We start from the raw sequence: 20,735 nt of genomic DNA, 5'->3' as shown, positions 1-20,735 counted from the left end.
TTATCGAGGGAAGGAATCCATTGAGCGACACCACCGACGTGACGTCGGATGTTTCCAACGTCGCTGGCGATGCCACCGCCGCCGCTCCCGCCCGTCGTCGGCGTAGCGGCACCGGTCTGTCGGCGATGCTGCTGCCAGAGCTGCAGAGCCTGGCCGCGTCGCTCGGCATCTCCGGCACGGCTCGCATGCGCAAGGGCGAGCTGATCGCCGCGATCTCCGAGCGGCAGGGCGGCAACGCCGCCGGGACCCCTCGACCGCGGGCCGAGGTTGCGGCCGCGGCCGCCCCGACCCGTGAGGGGGTGCGGGCCGAGGTGCGGGAGACCGCCGAGCGGCCGGCAGCCGAAGGGCGCACCGAGCAGGCGCCGGCCGAGCCGGCCGCCGAGACCGAGGGTCGCCCTCGCACCCGGCGGAGCCGGACCGCAGCGGCGGAGGCGCGTCCGACCGAGGCGCGTCCGACTGAGGCGCGCGCCGAAGAGGCGGAAGCCGGCGAGCGGGCCGACCGTGGCGAGAATCGCCGGGAGCGTGCCGAGCGGCCGGAGCGTGCCGAGCGGGCGGAGCGTGCCGAGCGGGCGGAGCGTGCCGAGCGGCCGGAGCGTGCCGAGCGGGCCGAGCGGCCGGAGCGTGCCGAGCGGGCCGAGCGGGCCGAGCGTGCCGATCGTGGCGAGCGGGCGGAGCGTGCCGATCGTGGCGAGCGGGCGGAGCGTAACGACCGGGGCGAGCGTGCCGAGCGGGGCGAGCGCAACGACCGTGCCGACCGGGGTGAGCGGGCTGAGCGTAACGACCGTCCTGAGCGCAACGACCGCGGTGACCGCAACGACCGCAACGACCGTGGTCAGCGCGTCGAGCGGGACAGCGACGACGACGACGGCGAGGGTGGCGGCCGGCGCGGCCGGCGCAGCCGTTTCCGCGACCGTCGTCGCGGGCGCGGCGAGCGTACCGAGACGGCTGCCGAGACCGGTGGACGTGAGCCGCAGGTCAACGAGGACGACGTTCTCGTCCCGGTGGCCGGCATCATCGACGTGCTCGACAACTACGCCTTCGTGCGGACCACCGGTTACCTGGCCGGCCCGAACGACGTGTACGTCTCGATGTCCCAGATCAAGAAGTACGGCCTGCGCCGCGGTGACGCGATCACCGGTGCGGTGCGGGCGGCTCGCGAGGGCGGCAACAGCGGCGACCAGCGGCGCGACAAGTACAACCCGCTGATGCGGCTGGACACGATCAACGGGATGGAGCCGGAGGAGGCGCGGCGCCGGCCGGAGTTCTACAAGCTCACTCCGCTCTACCCCCAGGAGCGCCTGCGCCTGGAGACCGAGCCGCACATCCTGACCACCCGGGTCATCGACCTGGTCATGCCGATCGGCAAGGGCCAGCGGGCACTCATCCAGTCGCCGCCGAAGGCGGGTAAGACGATGGTGCTGCAGGCGATCGCGAACGCGATCACCCGCAACAACCCGGAGTGCCACCTGATGGTGGTGCTTGTCGACGAGCGGCCCGAAGAGGTCACCGACATGCAGCGGTCGATCAAGGGCGAGGTCATCGCGGCCACGTTCGACCGTCCGCCGCAGGACCACACCACGGTGGCGGAGTTGGCGATCGAGCGGGCCAAGCGTCTGGTCGAGCTTGGACACGACGTGGTCGTGCTGCTCGACTCGGTGACCCGGCTCGGTCGGTCGTACAACCTGGCGGCGCCGGCCAGCGGCCGGATCATGTCGGGTGGTATCGACTCCACCGCGCTCTACCCGCCGAAGCGCTTCCTCGGCGCGGCCCGCAACATCGAGAACGGCGGGTCGCTGACCATCATCGCCACGGCGCTGGTGGAGACCGGATCCATGGCGGACACGGTCATCTTCGAGGAGTTCAAGGGCACCGGTAACGCGGAGCTGAAGCTGGACCGGAAGATCGCCGACAAGCGGACCTTCCCGGCCATCGACATCAACCCGTCCGGTACCCGTAAGGAAGAGGTCCTGCTCGCACCGGAAGAGCTGGCCATCATCCACAAGCTTCGGAAGGTGCTGCACTCGCTGGACTCGCAGGCGGCGATGGACCTGCTGCTGGACCGGCTCAAGCAGTCCCGTACGAACATCGAGTTCCTGATGCAGATCGCGAAGTCGACGCCGGGGGAGTAACCACCTCCAGCTGAATGACGACGAGGGGGCACGGCCGCTGCGGCCGTGCCCCCTCGTCGTGTCCGCCCTTTGCTCTGCTGTGACCGTGCTCGCCTCCCACCAGGGTGGTGGAGCTTTCTTTCTATTGGCTCAGACTTTCTTGAAACTTCTATTCATTGTCGGGTTGACTGTCGTCCATGCGTACCCGCAGACGATCCGCCCGTCGCACCGGCATCCTGCTATTGACGCCGTTGCTTGCCCTGGCCGGTCCGGTACCGGCGACCGCCACGCCGCCGGCCCCGTCGCTCGCCGTCGCTCCCCCCGCTTCGACCGCCGCCGGCCTGGAGCCGGCCGGTGGCCTGGAGACCGCGAAGACCACCCGGCCGGTGGCGCCGGGCGTGCAGCTCACCTCCTTCGACCGGTACGACGCCGACGGGTGGCTGCGTGCCGACGCGCTCACCACCGACCTCACCGGCGGAGCCACCGTCGACTACGTCAACTCCGGGGCGGTCAGTCGGGCCGAGCCGCTGCGAAAAGCGGTGGACGCTTCCCGCGCGGTCGCCGCGGTCAATGGTGACTTCTTCGACATCAACAACTCCGGTGCCGCCCAGGGCGTCGGCATCCGCGACGGCGAGCTCATCCAGTCGCCGGTCAGCGGGCATCGCAACGCGGTGGCGGTCACCGCGGACGGGCTCGGCCGGGTGATCGAGGTGCACTTCGACGGCACCGCCGCCCTGCCCACCGGGCCGGTTCCGCTGACGCAGTTCAACAACCTCGTGCAGGCCGACGGCGTCGGCGCGTTCACCGAGCTCTGGGGGACGTACTCCCGGGAGCGGGCGGTGGCCGGCGCGGCCCGGGTGGTCGAGGCCACCGTGATCGGCGGCCGGGTTACCACGGTGGCGCCCACCGCCGGCACCGGCCCGATCGTCGCCGGCAGCACCGTACTGCTCGGCCGCGATGCCGGCGCGGACGCGCTGGCCGGGCTCCGCCCCGGCGACCCGGTGACGGTGGCATGGCGGCCGAAGCCCTCCGACGGCAGCACCCTGCACGCGGCGGTTGGCGGCGGCAACGTGCTGGTCCGCGACGGGATCGTCCAGAACATCGCCGACCCGGCGCTGGCACCGCGAACCGCAGTCGGCTTCAGCGCCGACGGCCGGAAGATGATCATGTTGACGGTGGATGGTCGGCAGGCCGACAGCCGTGGCGTCACCCAGACCGAGATGGGCCGGATGATGGCCGAGTTGGGCGCCCACCACGCGCTCAACCTGGACGGCGGCGGCTCGTCCACGCTGCTGGCCCGGGAGCCGGGCGCGCAGGCCGTGCAGGTGGAGAACAGCCCTTCCGACGGCAGCGAGCGGGCCGTGCCCAACGGCCTGGCCATCTACGCGCCGACGGGCAGCGGCCAGCTCGCCGGCTACTGGGTGGAGACCGCGAGTGACCCCACCGCCGCCCCGGGCGTCTCGCCGGTCCGTGGTGGCCGACCGGACAGGGTTTTCCCCGGGCTGACCCGCAGGCTCACCGCGGCCGGCTACGACGAGACGTACGGCCCGGCGTCCGGCGCACCGACCTGGCGGGTGACCCCTGCGGTACGCGGCCACGTCGACCGCGACGGGGTGTTCCACGCCGGCACCCCGGGGACCAGCACGGTCACCGCCTCACGTGGCCGGGCCAGCGGCGCCCTGGGCCTCACCGTGCTTGGGCCGCTGGCCGGGCTCGACTCGACGGTGGAGCGCGTCGGGCTGACCGGCCGGAACGGCAACGCCGTGATCGGTGTGGTCGGGTACGACGCGGAAGGCAACACCGCGCCGATCGAGCCGGCCGACCTGAGGCTCGACTACGACCGGGACCTGCTGCGGATCACCCCGTCCAGCGACGGCAACCTCGCCGTGACCGCGCTGCGGGACACCGGCTCCGGCCCGGTCACCGTTCACGTCGGACGGGCCAGCATGGTCCTGCCGGTCACCGTCGGGCTGACCGACGTGCCGGTGGCCGGCTTCGACGACGCCGCGTCGTGGCGGTTCAGCCAGGCCCGGGCCAGTGGATCGGTCGCACCGGCGGCGGGTCACACCGGCACCGGGCTGCGCATGTCGTACGACTTCAGCCAGTCGACCGGCACCCGGGCCGCGTACGCCGATCCGCCGGCCTGGATCGAGGTGCCCGGTCAGCCGCAGGCGTTCGGCATGTGGATCCACGGCAACGGCACGGGGGAGTGGCCCAGCCTGCACCTGCACGACGCCCAGGACACCCAGCACGTGCTGCGCGGCCCGCTGGTCACCTGGACCGGCTGGCGGTACGTGGAGTTCGCGGTGCCCGCCGGCGTGCAGTATCCGGTGCGGGTGCGCCGGTTCTACGTGGCCGAGACCAACGCCGACGCGCAGTACACCAGCGAGGTGATCATCGACGACCTGGTGGCGAAGGTGCCGCCGACCGTCGACGTGCCGCCGGTGGTGCCGCAAACCGACCGGGTGGTGGTCCGCGACGGCACGGTGGACGAGGCGCCCTGGCGGTTCGCGGTGCTCTCCGACGCCCAGTTCGTCGCCGCCGACCCCGACAGCGACCTGGTTGCCCAGGCCCGCCGGACGTTGCGCGAGGTGAAGGCGGCCCGGCCGGACTTCCTGCTCATCAACGGCGACTTCGTGGACACCGCCTACCCGGCCGACTTCGCGCTGGCCCGGCGGATTCTCGACGAGGAGTTGGGCGACGCGCTGCCCTGGTACTACGTGCCCGGCAACCACGAGATCATGGGCGCCCCTATCAGCAACTTCCAGGCCGCGTTCGGCGCCACCTCGCGGGTCTTCGACCACGCGGGCACTCGGTTCGTCACGCTGAACTCGTCCACCGGGACGTTACGCGGCGGCGGCTTCGACCAGGTGCGGATGCTGCGGGAGACGCTGGACGCGGCGGCCACCGACCGGCGGGTCGGTTCGGTCGTCGTTCTGCACCACCACCCGCCGCGCGACCCCAGCCCGGCGAAGGCCAGCCAGCTCGGCGACCGTAAGGAGGCGGCGCTGCTGGAGCAGTGGCTGGCCGACTTCCAGCACCGCACCGGCAAGGGCGCGCTGTTCGTGGGTGGGCACGTGGGCACCTTCCACGCCGAGCGGGTAGACGGGGTGCCCTACGTCATCAACGGAAACGCGGGCAAGACACCGTCGACGCCGGCAGAGCAGGGCGGCTTCACCGGCTGGACGGAGTTCGGCGTGGATCCGGTCACCCCGGCCGAGGCCGACCGTGCCCGCCGCGACCCGCTCGCCGAGGGGCCCCGCTGGGTGGACGTGGAGGTCCATGCCCACGTGGATCAGCTTGCGCTGAGCGTCCCGGCCAGCGTCCGGGTCGGCGCGCCGGTGCCCGTCACCGCCACGCTGACCCAGCCCGGCGGGCGTACCGTCCCGGTGGCCGCCCCGGTCAGCGCCGACTGGTCCGGGTCACCAGGGGTGCACATCGGGCCGAGCGCCGGGGTCCGCCCATGGCACACCGCGCGCTTCGATCCGGCCACCGGAATGCTGACCGCACTACGTCCCGGTCCCCCGGTACGCCTCATGGTCACCGTCAACACCATCCGCACCGAAGCCACCATCACCACCACCCGCTGATCGCACGGAAGGGCCCCTCGTCGTCGCTTCCCACGGCGGAAGGGGCCCTTCCCAACAGCTCAGAAGTCGCCGTCCGCCACCTGGAAGACGGTGAGGCCGAGGGCTCGCCACATCTGAACCACCTGGACGCGGTCGTCGAAGACGCCGGCCACCCGGTAGCGGTCCCGGATCTCCCGGTCGTAGATCTCCCGCTTGACGATCGAGTCTTTGCGGGAGTCGCCGACGGCGCGCAGGTGCAGGCCGAGGTAGGGGACCCGGACGTGCTGGGCCAGCCACGCCTCGGTGGCCGCCCGGGCCGAGGCGTCCCGTCCGGAGCAGAAGACCACTCCGTACCCGGCCGCGTGCATCGCCCGGACCGCCGCGATCACGGCCGTGTTCGGCTGGTCCTCGCCCACCCGGGTCATGTCGTACGGGCTGCGGGAGACGGCCAGCGCAACGGTGCCGTCGATGTCCACCAGGACGATCTCCGGTGGCTCGGTCGACGGCGGGTGCACGATGCCGGGCCGTCCGGCGCGGGCCTGTGGCACCGGCAACGGCAGCACCCGCCCCTCGAGGTAACGCTCGTGCAGGCGATGAATGGCGTCCGCGCCGACCCGGTCGGCCTCCGGGCGGGCGGCGTCGCGGCGCAGGCACTCCGCCAGCGGTACGTCCGTGAAGTCGTGCACCTCGAACTCCGCGCCGTACCGGGCAGCCAGGTCGGCCCAGTCCCGCAGGGTCCGCGAGCGCAGGTTGGTGTCGTCCACGCAGACGTCCGCCCGGGCTCGCAGCAGCGCCTCGACCTGGGCCCGCTGCACGGTGGTCACCTGCGCCTCCGCCCACTGGGTGAAGAGCCGCTCGCCGTGCAGCATTCGGCGCAGGTCGTCACGGTTCACCCGGACCACGGACGGCTGGAGGGTCCGGGCGAAGGTCGTCTTGCCGGACGCCGGCAGGCCCCGGGTGGCGATCAGGCGCGTCATCTGCTCCCCTCCGACGCGGCGGGCGTACCCCCGGCGGGGTACTCGGCGGCGGCCCGCCGGGTGGATGAATGCCCCGCCGGGGGGCGGGAATGCGGATGGGGAGGCACGTGTTGACGATGCCGGACGAGGTGTGCGGCCCGATTACCGGGTCGGCTCAGGCCCATGGCACACTGGTCAATCGGCCACCGGTTCCGGTTCACGCCCGAGCCCGTCGCGTACGGCGCGACGAGCGGTGACGGCGACCCGGCGACCACCAACGAGAGGACCGAGGCGAGATGAAGGCAAACATCCACCCGGAGTACGTGACCACCGAGGTCAGCTGCTCCTGTGGCAACACGTTCACGACCCGCAGCACCGCCAAGGGCGGGGCGATCCACGCCGAGACCTGCAGCGCCTGCCACCCGTTCTACACCGGTAAGCAGCGCGTTCTCGACACCGCCGGCCGGGTCGCGAAGTTCCAGCAGAAGTACGCCAAGGTTCAGGCCAAGAAGGCCAAGTAGCTCCTCGTTCGGCGCCCGCGTCCGGTTTTCCGCCGGACGCGGGCGCCGTCCGCGTTTCACCAGTTTCCGCACGGCCGCCGGCCTTCCGGGCCGGTCCGGCCGGCGTCGCACCGTCGAAGGAGCAACCGCAGCATGAGCAGCGAGCGTCTGGCCGGTCTCCTCGACGAGTACGCGGAGCTGGAGAAGCGGCTGGCCGATCCGGCCATCCACGCCGACCAGGCCACCGCGCGCAGGGTCGGCCGCCGATACGCCGAGCTGGTGCCGCTGCACAAGGCCGCCGACGAGCTGGAGCAGGCCCGCGCCGACCTGGCCGCCGCTCGCGAGTTGGCCGCCGAGGACCCGTCCTTCGCGGGCGAGGCGGATGCCATCGCGGTGTCCCTGCCGGTGCTGGAGGAGCGCCTCGCCGAGCTGCTCATCCCGCGCGACCCGCACGACGCCAAGGACGTGATCGTCGAGATCAAGGCCGGCGAGGGTGGCGAGGAGTCGGCGCTCTTCGCCGGTGATCTGCTCCGGATGTACACCCGGTACGCCGAGCGGCACGGCTGGGTCACCGAGGTGATCGACGCACAGGATTCCGACCTCGGCGGGGTCAAGGACGTCTCACTGTCGATCAAGACCAAGGGTGTGCCGGAGGGTGGCAACGGCGTCTGGTCGCGACTGAAGTGGGAGGGCGGCGTGCACCGGGTGCAGCGGGTCCCGGTCACCGAGTCGCAGGGCCGGATCCACACCAGCGCCGCCGGTGTGCTGGTGCTGCCCGAGGCCGAGGACGTCGATGTCACCATCGACCAGAACGACCTGCGTATCGACGTGTTCCGTTCGTCCGGCCCGGGCGGCCAGTCGGTGAACACCACCGACTCGGCGGTGCGGATCACCCACCTGCCGACCGGCATCGTCGTCTCCTGCCAGAACGAGAAGTCCCAGTTGCAGAACCGGGAGCAGGCGATGCGGATCCTGCGGGCTCGGCTGCTCGCCGCCGCACAGGAGCAGGCCGACGCCGCCGCCTCGGACGCCCGCAAGGCGCAGGTACGCACGGTGGACCGCTCGGAGCGGATCCGCACCTACAACTTCCCGCAGAACCGGATCACCGACCACCGGATCGGCTACACCGCGTACAACCTGGACCTGGCGCTCGGCGGTGAGCTGGACGGGGTGTTGGACGCCCTGGCGGAGGCCGACCGCGCGGCCCGACTCGCTGGCGACACCGAGCTGACCCGCCGCTGACGGCGACGCACGGCCGCCCAGCGGAGGGCACCGCTGACGGCGGGCGGGCGGTCAGCTCGCGCGGGGGCGGGTCTTGGCGCGGAGCATCTCCCGGTCGGCCTGCTCGAAGGCGACGCTGAGCGCGTCGCGTAACCCGCTGCCGCCGGAGACCTCCGCGAACCCGATGCTCACCCCGACCGGGGTCCCAGGCACCAGCGACTCCCAATCCTCGAGTCCGACCGCGGCCTCGATCCGGCGGGCTACCTCGACGGCTTCGGCCATGCCGGTGTCCGGCAGCACCACCACGAACTCGTCACCGCCGTAGCGGGCCACGAAGTCGCCCCGGCGCATCACCCGGTTGATCACTCCGGCGATGCGCTGGAGCACCAGGTCGCCGGAGTGGTGCCCGTGCCGGGTGTTGACCGCCTTGAAGCCGTCCAGGTCGCAGACACCGATCACCACCCGTTCGCCTCGGTTGACCACGGCGGTGATGTACCGCTCCAGCCGGCGCCGGTTGGGCAGGCCGGTGAGCGGGTCGGTCAACGCCTCACCCTCGAACCGTGCCGCCTCGCGGCGCATCTCCTCGTGGTCGATGCGGGCGGCGATGCCGTCGATGTAGACGTCGCGGAGCCGGTCGTTGCGCTGGGCAGCGAGCCGGAACGCCAGCCGGTCGGCGCGGTGCGCCGCGGCGTGGTCCCCGGCTCGGGCCAGTGCGATGCTGCGTAGCCGGGCCGGTTCGGCGGCCCCGAGCGTCTCGGTGGACACCTGGATCGTGTCCAACCGGGTGACCGCCTCGATCGGCCGTCCGTCGGCGACGGCGAGGCACACCTGCCCGAGCTGACGCATGTCCCGGGCGCGGGCGCTGTCCCCACCGTGATTGATCAACCGGGCCGGCTCGGTGTCCCCGCCGGTCTCCACCTGGTCACCGAGCGCGGCCTGCCGGGCTGCCGCGTAGCCGTACGCGGCGAGGCTGCTCGGGCGCAGCCGGCCGGCCCGCCCGGTGCGGACGAAGCGGGCCAGGTCGGCGGCCACGTCCCGGAGCACCCGCAGGCAACCGTCGCTGTCGCCGTTGTGGTCCAGTGCCACGGCGTTGCGTAGCCGGATGCCCGGCGCGGCGAACGTCTCCTCCGGGATCCCGGCGGTCAGCCCGAGTTGGCGGGCCCGCTCGATGGCGCCCAGCGCGTACCCGTGGAAGCTGAGGTAGCTGTAGGCCATCGCCAGGTCGTGCCAGCCCCAGGCGGTGTCCCGGTCCGGGTCTTCCACGGCTCCCAGCGCCCGGGCGGCTCGCACGAGGTGCGTGACGCAGCGGTCCAGTGCGCCCTGGTGGTGTGCGGCGAGCGCGGCCAGGGCGTTGAGGTGCCCGTGCAGGTACGGCTCGGCGAGGTCGCGGACCGCCGCCGACGCCTCCTCGATGGCCCGGGTGAACTCCGCGGTCCGACCGAGATTGATCAGCGCGGAGAGACGCTGCACCATCGCGTCCGCCCGCGCCGCCGGGTCGGTGGTGGTGCGGATCACACGCTCCAGCAGAACGTACGCCTCCGCGGAGCGGCTGGCCTCCTGCAACGCCCGGGCGTGCGTGAGGGCGTCAACCTGGTCATCGACCCGGTCGAGCCAGCCCACCCGCCAACCTCCCGTCGTGTGCGCCTGCCCGCACCCGTTCGTCACGTCGTCCGCGACGCTTCATGATTATGTCGTGAGTACTTTGCCGCAACACCCCCCCGAAGGGACAGGTCCCACCCGCCCGTCCGCCGCGGTGGCCCGAGCGGCACGTGCGCTCGCCGCCGCCGGGGTCGGCTCGGCCCGGGTGGAAGCCGAGTTGCTGGCGGCGTACGTGCTGGGGGTGCCCCGGGGTCGACTGGCGCTCGCCGACGACCTCAGCGACGAGCAGGTCGCCCGACTCGACGGCCTGACGCGCCGCCGTGCCGGGCGCGAGCCGTTACAGCACCTGACGGGTCGGGCCGGGTTCCGGCATCTCGAGCTGGCGGTCGGCCCGGGTGTCTTCGTGCCCCGGCCGGAGACCGAGCTGCTGGCCGGCTGGGGCATCGAACAGGCCCAGGGTCGGCCCGACCCGGTGGTGGTCGACCTGTGTAGCGGCTCCGGCGCGATCGCGCTGGCGGTGGCCCAGGAGCTGCCGGGGGCACGGGTGATCGCGGTGGAGCGGTCCCCCGCCGCGCTGGCCTGGTTGCGGCGCAACGCGGCGGAGCGGGCCGCGGCGGGGGACCGCCCGATCGAGGTGGTCGAGGCCGACGTCACGGCGCCGAGCCTGCTCGCCGACCTGGTGGGTCGGGTGGACGTGCTGCTCTGCAACCCGCCGTACGTGCCGGACGATGTGGTGGTCCCGCCGGAGGTGGCCGGGCACGACCCGGCGGAGGCGGTCTTCGGCGGCGCGGACGGCCTGGCGGTGATCCGGCCGGTCGTCATCCGGGCGGCGGCGCTGCTGCGCCCCGGCGGTGTGGTCGGGGTCGAGCACGACGACACGCACGAAGCGGCGGTGCCCGGGCTGCTCGCCGAGGGTGGCCTGTTCACCGCCGTCACGGAGCATCCGGACCTCACCGGCCGCCCCCGCTATGCCACCGCGTCCCGACGGGCGGACGGCCAGCACGCCCCGATCGGGGCGGCGTGGCAGACTGACTCCTCGTGATGCTCTACGACTGCCGGTCGCCCGCCGATCGGGACCGCGGCATCGCTGCGGCGATCGAGGCGGTCAAGAACGGCGAGCTGGTCGTTCTCCCGACGGACACCGTCTACGGAATCGGCGCGGACGCGTTCACCCCGTACGCGGTCAAGGCGCTGCTGGACGCCAAGGGCCGGGGTCGGCAGATGCCGCCGCCGGTGCTGATCGGCTCGCGCCACACGCTGGACGGGTTGGTCTTCTCGCTGCCCAGCGCAGCACGGGACCTCGTGGAGGCGTTCTGGCCGGGTGCCCTGACGATCGTGGTCGAGCACTCGCCGAGCCTCCAGTGGGATCTGGGTGACAAGACGGGCACGGTGGCGGTGCGGATGCCGCTGCACCCGGTGGCGCTGGAGGTGCTGCGCGAGACCGGCCCGATGGCGGTCTCGTCGGCCAACAAGACCGGCCAGCCCGCCGCGGTGACCGCCGAGGAGGCACGTGACCAGCTCAGCTACTCGGTACGGGCGTACCTGGAGGCCGGGCCCTGCCCGGACCCGGTGCCCAGCACGATCGTGGATCTGACCGGTGAGGTCCCGCAGTTGCTGCGGGCCGGCGCGATCCCCCTGGAGAAGCTGCGCGACGTTGTGCCGGATCTCATCGACGGTCGGGGGGTCTGAGTGCCCCCGTTCACGGTTCTGCACGTCTGCATGGGCAACATCTGCCGCTCGCCGATGGCGGAGCGGCTGCTTGCCCTCGCGGTGCGGGAGCGGTTGACGCGGCGTGCGCAGGACCCGGCTCGGGCCGAGGAGCTGGTGCACAGCCACAGCGCCGGCACGGGTGGTTGGCACGCGGGCGAGGAGATGAACCCGCCGGCGGCGCGGCAGGTCACCGGCCGTGGTGGGAGCGTGGAGGGCTTTGCCGCGCGCAAGCTGCGCTCGGACCACATCGACGCCGCCGACCTGGTCCTGACCGCCACGGCCGATCAGCAGGAGTACGTGCTGGCGCTGCGGCCGGACGCGGCGGCCCGCACGTTCGTGCTGGGTGAGTTCGGCCGGCTGCTGGCCGCGGTGGACGCCGCCGCGTTGCCGTCCGGGGAGGCGACCCCGGAGGCCGTGTACGCGCGGGGTGTGGCCCTCGTGGCGGCGGCGCACGACGCCCGGCTGGGCGCCTCGGCGCTGTCCACCGACGATCTGGACGACCCGTGGGGTCGCGGCGACCAGTGTTTCAGCCGGGTGGCCGACGAGATCGAGGAGACGGTCCACCCGCTGGCCGGCGCACTGCTGCCCTGAGCCTGGTGCGAGTTTCCTCCGGGTTTGGGGAAAACCCGGGGTGAAAGGGGCGTTCCGGGTCATTCTGAACGGGTCCTAGCGTGACCGGCTCCTGCGGGGAGAGCTGATGATCCGGGCCCAACTCGACAAACTGCTGACCGTGGTAATCGCTGGAGTGCTGGCCGGGTTGGTGCTGGCCGCGGCCGCCCTACCGGCGGCCCTGGTCTTCGGGATCGGCTTCAGCGCCCTGTCGACGCCCTACTCGGAGCTGCCGAACACGCTCCGGACACCGCCCACCGCCCAGCGCTCCAACCTCTACGCCAACGACGGCACCACCCTGATCACCTCCTTCTACCAGGAGGACCGGGTGGACGTGCCGCTGCGCGAGGTGGCCCCGGTGATGCGCCAGGCGATCGTGGCCGCCGAGGACGTCCGCTTCTACCAGCACAGCGGGGTGGACCTGCGGGGCGTGGTGCGCGCGTTCACCGTCAACAAGCGCGACGGCCACACCCGGCAGGGTGCCTCCACGCTGACCATGCAGTACGTCCGCAACGTGCTCAGCAGCGACCCTCGGCTGACCGAGCAACAGCGCCAGGCGGCCACCGAGGTCACCACCGTCCGCAAGATCCAGGAGATGCGGTACGCGCTCGCGCTGGAGCGGGAGCTCGACAAGGAGGAGATCCTCACCCGCTACCTCAACATCGCCTACTTCGGCGCCGGGGCGTACGGCATCGCGGCGGCCAGCAAGCGCTACTTCTCCCGGTCGCCGGCCGAGTTGACCCTGGCCCAGGCGGCGCTGCTGGCCGGCCTGGTCCGGTCGCCGGACAGCGACGACCCGATCAACGGCGACGCCGACAGCGCGCTCATGCGGCGGTCGTACGTGTTGGAGCGGCTGGTGGAGTCGGGGCAGGTGCCGGCGGACGCGGCGGCGCTGGCGCGGGCCGAACCATTGCAGCTACGGCCCAGCCAGACCCCGAACGACTGCACGGCGGTGCCCGAGACGCACAACGACTGGGGTTTCTTCTGCGACTGGTTCACGCGCTGGTGGAGCAGCCAGTCCGCGTTCGGGGCGACCGCCGACGAGCGGCAGCGCACGCTGCGCAGGGGTGGCTTCTCCATCGTGTCGTCGTTGGACCCGGCGGTGCAGCGGGCCACCACCGAGCAGGTGCTGAAGATATATCCACCGACGAATGCCGAGGCGCTGCCGACCGCGGTGGTGCAGCCGGGCACCGGGCGGGTGCTGGCGATGTCGGTGAACCGCTCCTACAGCGTGGCGGACAACCCGGTCGGGCAGAGGAACCACCCCAACACGGTCAACCAGCTGATCGCCGGCGGCGGTGCGATCGAGGGGTACCAGGGTGGATCGACGTTCAAGCTCTTCACCATGCTGGCCGCCCTGGAGTCCGGCCTGCCGCTGTCGACCGACTTCGTGGCGCCGACCCAGCTGCTCACCAACTTCCCGGTGACCGGTGGGGCGAGCTGCGACGGTCGCTGGTGCCCGGCGAACTCCAACCCGTCGTCGATGGACGGCCCCCGCACCATGTGGAGCGCGTTCGGCCGCTCGGTGAACACGTACTTCGCCTGGCTCACCGAGCGGGTCGGCGCCGACCGGGTGGTGGAGATGGCCGAGCGGCTCGGCATCGTGCTCCGGGCCGACTCCGACGCCCGGCTGGCCCGCTACGGCGCGAAGAACTGGGGCCCGTTCACCCTGGGTGTGGCCGCGACCACGCCGCTGGACCTGGCCACCGCGTACGCCACGGTGGCGGCCGAGGGGACCTGGTGCGCGCCGCTGCCGGTGGTCTCGATCACCGACTCGGGCGGGCGGCCGGTCGACGCCGCCAAGCCGGACTGCCGGCAGGTGCTCGACGCCGACGTGGCGCGGGCGGCCACCGACGCGGCCCGCTGCCCGGTCGGCGACCAGTCGATGTACGGGCGGTGTGACGGTGCCACCGCACCTGCCCTGCGCGCGAAGCTCGGCCGCCCGGTGGCCGGCAAGACCGGAAGCTCGGAGCGGTACGAGACGGAGACGGTCGTGGCGTTCACGCCGCAGCTCGCGGTCGCCTCGATGGCGGCGAACCCGGACAATCCCCGGGACGCGGTCGGTCAGGCGGTGCAGGGCCGCATGGTGGACGCGGTCGGCGAGGTGCTCGCCGTCGCCCTGCGCGACCAGCCGGTACGCGACTTCGTCCCACCGAGCGAACGCACCGCCTTCCAGCTCACCGGAGCCCGCACCGGCAACTGACCCGGCGGTGGTCAGGGCGATCGTTCGGCGTTGCGGGCTATGTTGCGGGCCATGCCGCCGAAGACCACCGCGTGGAACGGTGCCACCGATCCCCAGTAGGCGTGCCCGCTCAGCCCGCGCGGCAGGAAGACCGCGCGTTGCTGGTAGCGGCTGCGGCCGCCGTCGCCCGGCAGCACCCGCATCTCCAGCCAGGCTCGGCCGGGCAACCGCATCTCGGCGCGCAGTCGTAGCAGCTCGCCCGGGACGATCTCCTCGACCCGCCAGAAGTCCAGCGCCTCACCGACCTGCAGGCGATGCGGGTCGCGTCGGCCTCGACGCAGCCCCACCCCGCCGACCAGCCGGTCCAGCCAGCCGCGGATCGACCAGGCGAGCGGGAACGAGTACCAGCCGTGTTCGCCGCCGACGCCCTCGATGACCCGCCAGAGCGCCGCCGGTGGAGCGTCCACCGTTCTCTCGCGGACGTCGGTGTAGGCGGTGCCGCCGGACCAGTCCGGGTCGCTCGGCAACGGCTCGGCGGGCGCGTCCGGGCCGCTCGCGGTCGACCAACGGGTCTCCACCTGGGCGTCGCGCACCTTGGCCAGCGCCAGCGCCACCGCGTCGTCGAAGCCGGTCAGCCCGTCCGGCGGGTCCGGTACGTACCGGGCGATGTCGTGTTCGTGGGCGACGGCCTCGTGGATCAGGCTCTCCACCAGGGGACGGGCGATCGCGTTCGGCACCGGCGTGATGAGGCCGACCCAGTGCGAGGAGAGCGACGGGGTGAGCGGGCGCACCGGCACGATGATCCGCCGGCGCAGCCCGGCCACCCGGGCGTAGCGCTGCATCATGTCGCGAAAGGTCAGCACGTCCGGCCCGCCGATGTCGAAGCCACGGTTGACCTCCGGCGGCAGCTCGACGCAGCCGGCCAGGTAGCGCAGCACGTCGCGGACCGCGATCGGCTGGATCCGGGTGCCGACCCAGCGCGGGGTGACCATGGCGGGAAGCCGCTCGGTCAGGTAGCGCAGCATCTCGAACGACGCCGAGCCGGAACCGATGATCACCGCGGCGCGGAGCACCGCCGTGGGCACCCCGCTGGCCAGCAGGATCCGGCCCACCTCGGCCCGGGACCGCAGGTGCGGTGACGGCACCTCGGCGTCGGGCGCCGGCTCCGGGCCGCCCAGGTAGACGATTCGGCGTACGCCGGCCGCGCGGGCCGCCGCCGCGAAGTTCGTGGCCGCCGTCCGGTCGGCCTCCTCGAAGTCGGCCCGGCCCAGCGAGTGCACCAGGAAGTAGGCGACGTCCACGTCGGCGAACGCGGCGGGCAGCGTCTCCGGCCGGCTCAGGTCCCCCTGGACGATCTCGGCCGCCGAGGCCCAGGGCACGTCACGCAGACGTACCGCCTTGCGGGCGAGGCAGCGCACGGTGTGCCCGTCGGCGAGCAGCAGTGGCGTCAGTCGACCACCGATGTATCCGGTGGCACCGGTGACGAGGCATCTCACGGTTCCCAGTGTGCGGCCCCCTAGACTCGTTCGCTGTGGAGACCGAGACGAGCACCTTCTGGGGGCCGGATTTCGCGCAGCTCAGGGCCACCGACCCGGAGATCGCCGGGGTGGTCCTCGGCGAGCTGGACCGGTTGCGGGGTGGCCTGCAGCTCATCGCCAGCGAGAACCTGACCTCGCCGGCGGTGCTGGCCGCGCTCGGTTCGACGCTGACCAACAAGTACGCCGAGGGCTACCCGGGCCGGCGCTACTACGGCGGCTGCGCCGAGGTGGACCGGGCTGAGGAGATCGGCATCGCCCGGGCCAAGGAGCTCTTCGGAGCCGAGCACGCCAACCTCCAGCCGCACTCCGGGGCGAGCGCCAACCTGGCCGCGTACGCCGCACTGGTGCAGCCGGGGGACACCGTGCTGGCGATGGACCTGCCACACGGTGGGCACCTCACCCACGGCAGCCGGGTGAACTTCTCCGGCAAGTGGTTCCACCCGGTCGGCTACCCGGTCCGGCCGGACACCGAGTTGATCGACTACGACGAGGTACGGGACCTGGCGCGGGCGCACCGACCCACGCTGATCATTTGTGGCGCGACCGCGTACCCCCGTTTGATCGACTTCGCGCGGTTCCGCGAGATCGCCGACGAGGTCGGCGCGTACCTGATGGTGGACGCGGCGCACTTCATCGGCCTGGTCGCCGGCCGGGCGATCCCGTCCCCGGTTCCGTACGCCGACGTCGTCTGCGCCACCACCCACAAGGTGCTGCGCGGCCCGCGCGGAGGCATGATCCTCTGCCGCGAGTCGCTGGCCCCGCGGATCGACAAGGCGGTCTTCCCGTTCACCCAGGGCGGCCCGCTGATGCACGCGGTCGCGGCCAAGGCGGTCGCGCTGCGCGAAGCCGCCCAGCCCGAGTTCCAGACGTACGCCAGGCAGGTGGTCAGCAACGCCCAGGCGCTCGCCGCCGGGCTGGCCGACGAGGGGATGCGCCCCGTGTCCGGTGGCACCGACACCCACCTCGCCCTGATCGACCTGCGGGAGTCGGGGGTGACCGGCGCGGAGGCCGAGCGACGCTGCGACGCCGCGTCGATCACCCTGAACAAGAACGCCATCCCGTACGACCCGCAGCCGCCGATGGTGGCCTCCGGCATCCGGGTGGGTACGCCGAGCGTCACCACCCAGGGCATGCGGGAGGGGGAGCTGCGACAGGTGGCCACCCTGATCGCCCGTGCGGTGCGCACCGATCCCGGGGCACCGGGCGGCGCCGACGAGCTGACCCGGCTCGGTGCCGAGGTGGCCGAGCTGGTCGCGGCGTTTCCGGCGTACCCCCGTGGCTGAGCCCGGGATGGTCGAGGCCGTCACCGACCGGCGTTGGCGGCTGCGACACCTGCCGGTGCTCCTGGGCGCGTCGGCCGCCCTGGCCGCGGTCGCCGCGGTGGTGGGTGGCGCGACCGGCGGCGCGACGGCCGCGCTCGGCGCGGCGGCCGGGGTGGGCGTCACGGTGCTCAGCTACACCCTCACCACGGTGGTGCTGGCCCGGGCCGACCAGATCAACCCGCAGTTGCTGTTGCCGCTCGGGCTGGGCCTGTATGCGCTGAAGTTCACCCTGTTGGGTGTGGTGCTGGTAGCGGTGGCATCCACCGGCTGGCCCGGGTTGATCCCGCTCTGCTTCGGCATCGTCGCCGGGGTGGCAGTGTGGACAGCGGTGCACCTCTGGTGGCTGACCACGGTGCACGCGCGTCGGCCGCGGGGCTGACCTGCGATCTGCCGGTCGTCCCACCCAGCGGACGCGCGGCAATGTGTCGGCCTCCGGTCATTTTCCGACGGGCGGAAGGGGAGTAGCGTGCCCACAGACGACGGCGCCCACGAGAAGCCCACACAACCACGGTTGTGCGGGGGGTGAGGCACAGCCTCGTCTTCCCGGCTGATATCGTTCGCCCCGTCATGGCTGGTGACCAAACCCCCCGTCCCGCCGGTGAACCGGACGACTATCCGTCCGGTGCCGGTCAGGGTTGGACCGCGCTCAGCTACCTCATCGGAGGCATGCTCGTGTGGGGTTTCATCGGCTGGCTGGTCGACCAGTGGCTCGACACCGGTGGCGTCGCCACCGGGATCGGCGTCGTGCTCGGCGTGACCGGGGGGATCATCCTCGTCGTCCGCCGGCTCGGCACGCCTACTTAGGAAGGGACACGGTGTTCGGACAGGCGAACGTTCTGGCAGCAGGCCAGGCGGCATTCCCACCCAGTGTGGACGACTTCTACCTGCCCGCCATCCTGCCCTGGGGTGCGGAAAACGCTCCTTGGATCACCAAGTTCACGGCGATGATCTGGATCGCGGTCGGCGTCCTGATCATCTTCTTCCTGGCGACCTACCGGAATCCGCAGCTGGTTCCGACCAAGAAGCAGTGGTTCGCCGAGTCGATCTACGGCTTCGTGCGGAACAACATCTCGGTCGACATGATCGGTCACCAGGGCGTGCGGTTCGCGCCGTACTTCACCACGCTGTTCTGCTTCGTGCTGCTGACGAACGCGTTCGCGATCATCCCGTTCTTCCAGATCTCGCCGAACTCGCACATCGCCTTCCCGGCGATCCTCGCGGTGCTCAGCTATGTGCTGTTCAACTACATCGGCATCCGGCACCACGGCTTCGTCAAATACTTCAAGCACGCCCTGATCCCGCCGGCACCCTGGTACATCCTGCCGCTGCTGGTCCCGATCGAGGCGTTCTCGACCTTCATCATCCGGCCGTTCTCGCTCGCCGTCCGTCTCTTCGCGAACATGTTCGCCGGCCACATGCTCCTGCTGGTCTTCACGCTCGGCGGCTTCGCGATGCTCAACGCCAACGCCTGGCTGGCGCCGATCTCGGTGGTTTCCTGGGTGATGACCGTGGCGCTGACCCTTCTCGAGGCGCTGGTCATCGTCCTGCAGGCATACGTCTTCACCGTGTTGAGCGCCAGCTACATCCAGGGCGCGCTCGCCGAAGAGCACTGATCCACGCACCAACCGTTGTCGTCCCGCGTGAGAGTCACGCGTGATAACCAGGAGGAACCACTAATGGATTACGTCGCCGCGGTAGAGGGCAGCACCGCCGCCATCGGCTACGGCCTCGCGGCCATCGGCCCGGGCATCGGCGTCGGCCTGGTCTTCGCCGCCTACATCCAGTCGACGGCCCGCCAGCCCGAGTCGTCCCGCATGACCCTGCCGTACGTCTGGATCGGCTTCGCCGTCATCGAGGCGCTGGCGCTGTTCGGCATCGCCTTCGGCTTCATCTGGGCCGGCTGATCCCGCCCCTAGACCGGGAGGTAACCATGATTTTCCTCGCCGCTGAGGGTGGTGAGTCGACCCACAACCCGATCATCCCGATTTGGCAGGAGATCGTGGTTGGCACGGTCGCCTTCGCCGTGCTCTGCTTCGTGCTGATGAAGTTCGTCTTCCCCCGCATGGAGCAGACGTTCCAGGCCCGGGTCGACGCGATCGAGGGCGGCATCAAGCGCGCCGAGGCCGCTCAGGCCGAGGCGAACCAGCTGCTCGAGCAGTACCGTGCGCAGCTCGCTGAGGCCCGGACCGACGCCGCCAAGATCCGTGACGACGCTCGTGCCGACGCCGAGGGCATCCGGCAGGACATCCTCGCCAAGGCGCGGGAAGAGTCCGACCGGGTCATCCAGGCCGGCAAGGACGCGCTCGCCGCCGAGCGGGCCACCATCGTGCGCGAGCTGCGTGCGGAGGTCGGCACGATCGCGGTGGACCTGGCCAGCAAGATCGTTGGCGAGTCGCTGGCCGACGAGGCACGGCGCAAGGGCACCGTCGACCGGTTCCTGAGCGGTCTCGAGAGCACGGGGGCCCGCTGATGCAGGCCGCCAGCCGGGAGTCGTACAAGGTCGCGGCCGAGCGCCTCGACGCGTACGTCCGCGGCGCGGAGCCGTCGGCGGTGGCCTCCACCGCCGACGCCATCCTCTCCGTGGCGACCCTGCTGCGGCGTGAGCCGCGGCTGCGCCGGGCGCTGTCCGAGCCGGCTCGTTCCGGCGAGGATCGCGGCGCTCTGCTCGGCGACATGCTGGGTGGGCGGATCGGCGCCGACGCGCTCGACCTGCTCGTGGCGCTGGTCTCCGGCCGTTGGTCGGCACCATCGGAGTTGCTCGACGGCACCGAGCGGCTGGGCGTGGAGGCGCTGCTCGCCAGCGCCGACAAGGCCGGCGAGCTGGGCGAGGTCGAGGACGAGCTGTTCCGCTTCGGTCAGGTCGTGGCCGGTCAGTCGGCGCTGAGCAACACGCTCGCCGACTCGGCCGCCCCGGTCGAGCAGCGGGCCACCCTGGCCCGCGAGCTGCTCGCCGACAAGGCCCGCCCGGTCACCGTCCGCCTCGTCGAGGTCGCACTCGGCGGGTTCGGGGGGCGCTCCTTCAACGGTGCGCTCACCCGGCTGGTGGAGCTTGCCGCCGACCGGCGTGACCGGCAGGTGGCGTACGTGACCGTCGCGGCCCCGTTGAGTGACGAGGACGAGCGCCGGCTGGGTGCGAGCCTTACCGCGATATACGGTCGAGAGGTCTCCGTCAAGCAGACGGTCGACCCTGCCGTCCTGGGTGGCGTGAGCGTCCGGGTCGGCTCCGATCTGTACGACGGCACCATCCTGCGCCGCCTCAACGAGACCCGCAACGCGCTCGCGAAGCGCTGAACGGCTCCGCCGCCCAGCGGCTGAGTGGCTCCGCCGCCCAGTCGGGGCGGCTCTGCCGCTCAGCGCCCGGATTGACAGACGCCATTCGGACCGGTTGGTACTAGGTATCCCGGGCCCCTGAATTTTAAGG

General features: G+C 72.0%; 18 protein-coding genes. 15 read left to right on the top strand and 3 right to left on the bottom strand.

Annotation, left to right across the window (positions count from 1 at the left end; translation table 11 throughout):
• Positions 1-20 precede the first annotated feature (20 nt).
• On the top strand, positions 21-2,129 hold the full coding sequence (rho, locus tag ACQEUX_RS21905; RefSeq protein WP_433051395.1) for a transcription termination factor Rho: 2,109 nt from the start codon (positions 21-23) through the stop codon (positions 2,127-2,129).
• A 176-nt stretch (positions 2,130-2,305) separates the two neighbouring features.
• Positions 2,306-5,698: a phosphodiester glycosidase family protein gene (locus ACQEUX_RS21900; RefSeq protein ID WP_433051392.1), complete on the top strand. Its 3,393-nt coding sequence runs from the start codon at positions 2,306-2,308 to the stop codon at positions 5,696-5,698.
• A 59-nt stretch (positions 5,699-5,757) separates the two neighbouring features.
• On the opposite strand, the gene ACQEUX_RS21895 is transcribed toward ACQEUX_RS21900, so the two are convergent.
• On the bottom strand, positions 5,758-6,654 hold the full coding sequence (locus ACQEUX_RS21895; protein WP_433051389.1) for an AAA family ATPase: 897 nt from the start codon (positions 6,652-6,654) through the stop codon (positions 5,758-5,760).
• Positions 6,655-6,929: 275 nt separating this feature from the next.
• Between ACQEUX_RS21895 and rpmE the strand changes: the two genes are divergently transcribed.
• Together rpmE and prfA are read left to right on the top strand one after the other, a co-directional pair.
• A complete protein-coding gene (gene rpmE / locus ACQEUX_RS21890; RefSeq protein ID WP_030333150.1) occupies positions 6,930-7,154 on the top strand; it encodes a 50S ribosomal protein L31 in 225 nt (74 codons plus the stop codon).
• Positions 7,155-7,286: 132 nt separating this feature from the next.
• Positions 7,287-8,375 (top strand): peptide chain release factor 1, encoded by a 1,089-nt coding sequence (prfA, locus tag ACQEUX_RS21885; RefSeq protein ID WP_433051385.1) that lies wholly within the window; start codon positions 7,287-7,289, stop codon positions 8,373-8,375.
• A gap of 51 nt (positions 8,376-8,426) precedes the next feature.
• Here prfA and ACQEUX_RS21880 read toward each other — a convergent pair whose 3' ends face one another.
• Positions 8,427-9,974, bottom strand: a complete 1,548-nt coding sequence (locus ACQEUX_RS21880; protein ID WP_433051382.1) for a diguanylate cyclase domain-containing protein — start codon at positions 9,972-9,974, stop codon at positions 8,427-8,429.
• A gap of 73 nt (positions 9,975-10,047) precedes the next feature.
• Here ACQEUX_RS21880 and prmC point away from each other — a divergent pair, with 73 nt between their 5' ends.
• The 4 genes from prmC (at position 10,048) to ACQEUX_RS21860 (ending at position 14,475) form a co-directional block, all read left to right on the top strand.
• The gene (gene prmC, locus ACQEUX_RS21875) at positions 10,048-10,995 is read left to right on the top strand and encodes a peptide chain release factor N(5)-glutamine methyltransferase (protein ID WP_433051379.1); all 948 of its coding nucleotides are present in this window, start codon (positions 10,048-10,050) and stop codon (positions 10,993-10,995) included.
• Complete coding sequence (locus ACQEUX_RS21870) at positions 10,995-11,642, top strand: L-threonylcarbamoyladenylate synthase (RefSeq protein ID WP_433057049.1); 648 nt, start codon at positions 10,995-10,997, stop codon at positions 11,640-11,642. Before prmC ends, ACQEUX_RS21870 begins: the two co-directional genes overlap by 1 nt.
• A complete protein-coding gene (locus ACQEUX_RS21865; RefSeq protein ID WP_433051376.1) occupies positions 11,643-12,254 on the top strand; it encodes a phosphotyrosine protein phosphatase in 612 nt (203 codons plus the stop codon). It abuts the gene before it with no gap.
• A 106-nt stretch (positions 12,255-12,360) separates the two neighbouring features.
• Positions 12,361-14,475 carry a transglycosylase domain-containing protein gene (locus tag ACQEUX_RS21860; protein ID WP_433051373.1) on the top strand — a complete coding sequence of 705 codons (2,115 nt, stop codon included), beginning with the start codon at positions 12,361-12,363 and terminating at the stop codon, positions 14,473-14,475.
• Positions 14,476-14,486: 11 nt separating this feature from the next.
• On the opposite strand, the gene ACQEUX_RS21855 is transcribed toward ACQEUX_RS21860, so the two are convergent.
• On the bottom strand, positions 14,487-15,950 hold the full coding sequence (locus tag ACQEUX_RS21855) for an SDR family oxidoreductase (RefSeq protein ID WP_433051370.1): 1,464 nt from the start codon (positions 15,948-15,950) through the stop codon (positions 14,487-14,489).
• 35 nt (positions 15,951-15,985) lie between these two features.
• On the opposite strand from ACQEUX_RS21855, the gene glyA reads away from it, so the two are divergent.
• The 7 genes from glyA to ACQEUX_RS21820 all read left to right on the top strand — a co-directional run bounded on the left by glyA (position 15,986) and on the right by ACQEUX_RS21820 (position 20,605).
• Positions 15,986-17,275 carry a serine hydroxymethyltransferase gene (glyA, locus tag ACQEUX_RS21850; RefSeq protein WP_433051368.1) on the top strand — a complete coding sequence of 430 codons (1,290 nt, stop codon included), beginning with the start codon at positions 15,986-15,988 and terminating at the stop codon, positions 17,273-17,275.
• A 7-nt stretch (positions 17,276-17,282) separates the two neighbouring features.
• A complete protein-coding gene (locus tag ACQEUX_RS21845; protein ID WP_433057047.1) occupies positions 17,283-17,693 on the top strand; it encodes a hypothetical protein in 411 nt (136 codons plus the stop codon).
• Positions 17,694-17,881: 188 nt separating this feature from the next.
• Positions 17,882-18,118, top strand: coding sequence for an AtpZ/AtpI family protein (locus ACQEUX_RS21840; protein ID WP_091405894.1), 237 nt, complete (start codon positions 17,882-17,884; stop codon positions 18,116-18,118).
• 11 nt (positions 18,119-18,129) lie between these two features.
• Positions 18,130-18,927 (top strand): F0F1 ATP synthase subunit A, encoded by a 798-nt coding sequence (gene atpB / locus ACQEUX_RS21835; protein ID WP_433051364.1) that lies wholly within the window; start codon positions 18,130-18,132, stop codon positions 18,925-18,927.
• Between the two features lie 63 nt (positions 18,928-18,990).
• A complete protein-coding gene (locus tag ACQEUX_RS21830; RefSeq protein ID WP_074314047.1) occupies positions 18,991-19,218 on the top strand; it encodes an ATP synthase F0 subunit C in 228 nt (75 codons plus the stop codon).
• Between the two features lie 26 nt (positions 19,219-19,244).
• Positions 19,245-19,784 (top strand): F0F1 ATP synthase subunit B, encoded by a 540-nt coding sequence (locus ACQEUX_RS21825; protein WP_433051361.1) that lies wholly within the window; start codon positions 19,245-19,247, stop codon positions 19,782-19,784.
• On the top strand, positions 19,784-20,605 hold the full coding sequence (locus ACQEUX_RS21820; RefSeq protein ID WP_433051358.1) for a F0F1 ATP synthase subunit delta: 822 nt from the start codon (positions 19,784-19,786) through the stop codon (positions 20,603-20,605). The genes ACQEUX_RS21825 and ACQEUX_RS21820 overlap by 1 nt, the downstream gene beginning before the upstream one ends.
• The last annotated feature ends 130 nt before the right edge of the window (positions 20,606-20,735 follow it).

Source organism: Micromonospora sp. CA-259024, assembly GCF_050936255.1.
Classification (GTDB): Bacteria; Actinomycetota; Actinomycetes; order Mycobacteriales; family Micromonosporaceae; genus Micromonospora.
This window is presented reverse-complemented; position numbering and strand designations above follow the sequence as displayed.

Excerpts from the sequence above, each read along its gene's own strand:
- ACQEUX_RS21820 (WP_433051358.1), top strand. The coding sequence starts at position 19,784 with ATGCAGGCCGCCAGCCGGGAGTCGTACAAGGTCGCGGCCGAGCGCCTC.
- prfA (WP_433051385.1), top strand. The coding sequence starts at position 7,287 with ATGAGCAGCGAGCGTCTGGCCGGTCTCCTCGACGAGTACGCGGAGCTG.
- ACQEUX_RS21895 (WP_433051389.1), bottom strand. The coding sequence starts at position 6,654 with ATGACGCGCCTGATCGCCACCCGGGGCCTGCCGGCGTCCGGCAAGACG.
- rpmE (WP_030333150.1), top strand. The coding sequence starts at position 6,930 with ATGAAGGCAAACATCCACCCGGAGTACGTGACCACCGAGGTCAGCTGC.
- ACQEUX_RS21900 (WP_433051392.1), top strand. The coding sequence starts at position 2,306 with ATGCGTACCCGCAGACGATCCGCCCGTCGCACCGGCATCCTGCTATTG.
- ACQEUX_RS21830 (WP_074314047.1), top strand. The coding sequence starts at position 18,991 with ATGGATTACGTCGCCGCGGTAGAGGGCAGCACCGCCGCCATCGGCTAC.
- ACQEUX_RS21870 (WP_433057049.1), top strand. The coding sequence starts at position 10,995 with ATGCTCTACGACTGCCGGTCGCCCGCCGATCGGGACCGCGGCATCGCT.
- ACQEUX_RS21860 (WP_433051373.1), top strand. The coding sequence starts at position 12,361 with ATGATCCGGGCCCAACTCGACAAACTGCTGACCGTGGTAATCGCTGGA.
- ACQEUX_RS21840 (WP_091405894.1), top strand. The coding sequence starts at position 17,882 with ATGGCTGGTGACCAAACCCCCCGTCCCGCCGGTGAACCGGACGACTAT.
- ACQEUX_RS21845 (WP_433057047.1), top strand. The coding sequence starts at position 17,283 with ATGGTCGAGGCCGTCACCGACCGGCGTTGGCGGCTGCGACACCTGCCG.
- ACQEUX_RS21825 (WP_433051361.1), top strand. The coding sequence starts at position 19,245 with ATGATTTTCCTCGCCGCTGAGGGTGGTGAGTCGACCCACAACCCGATC.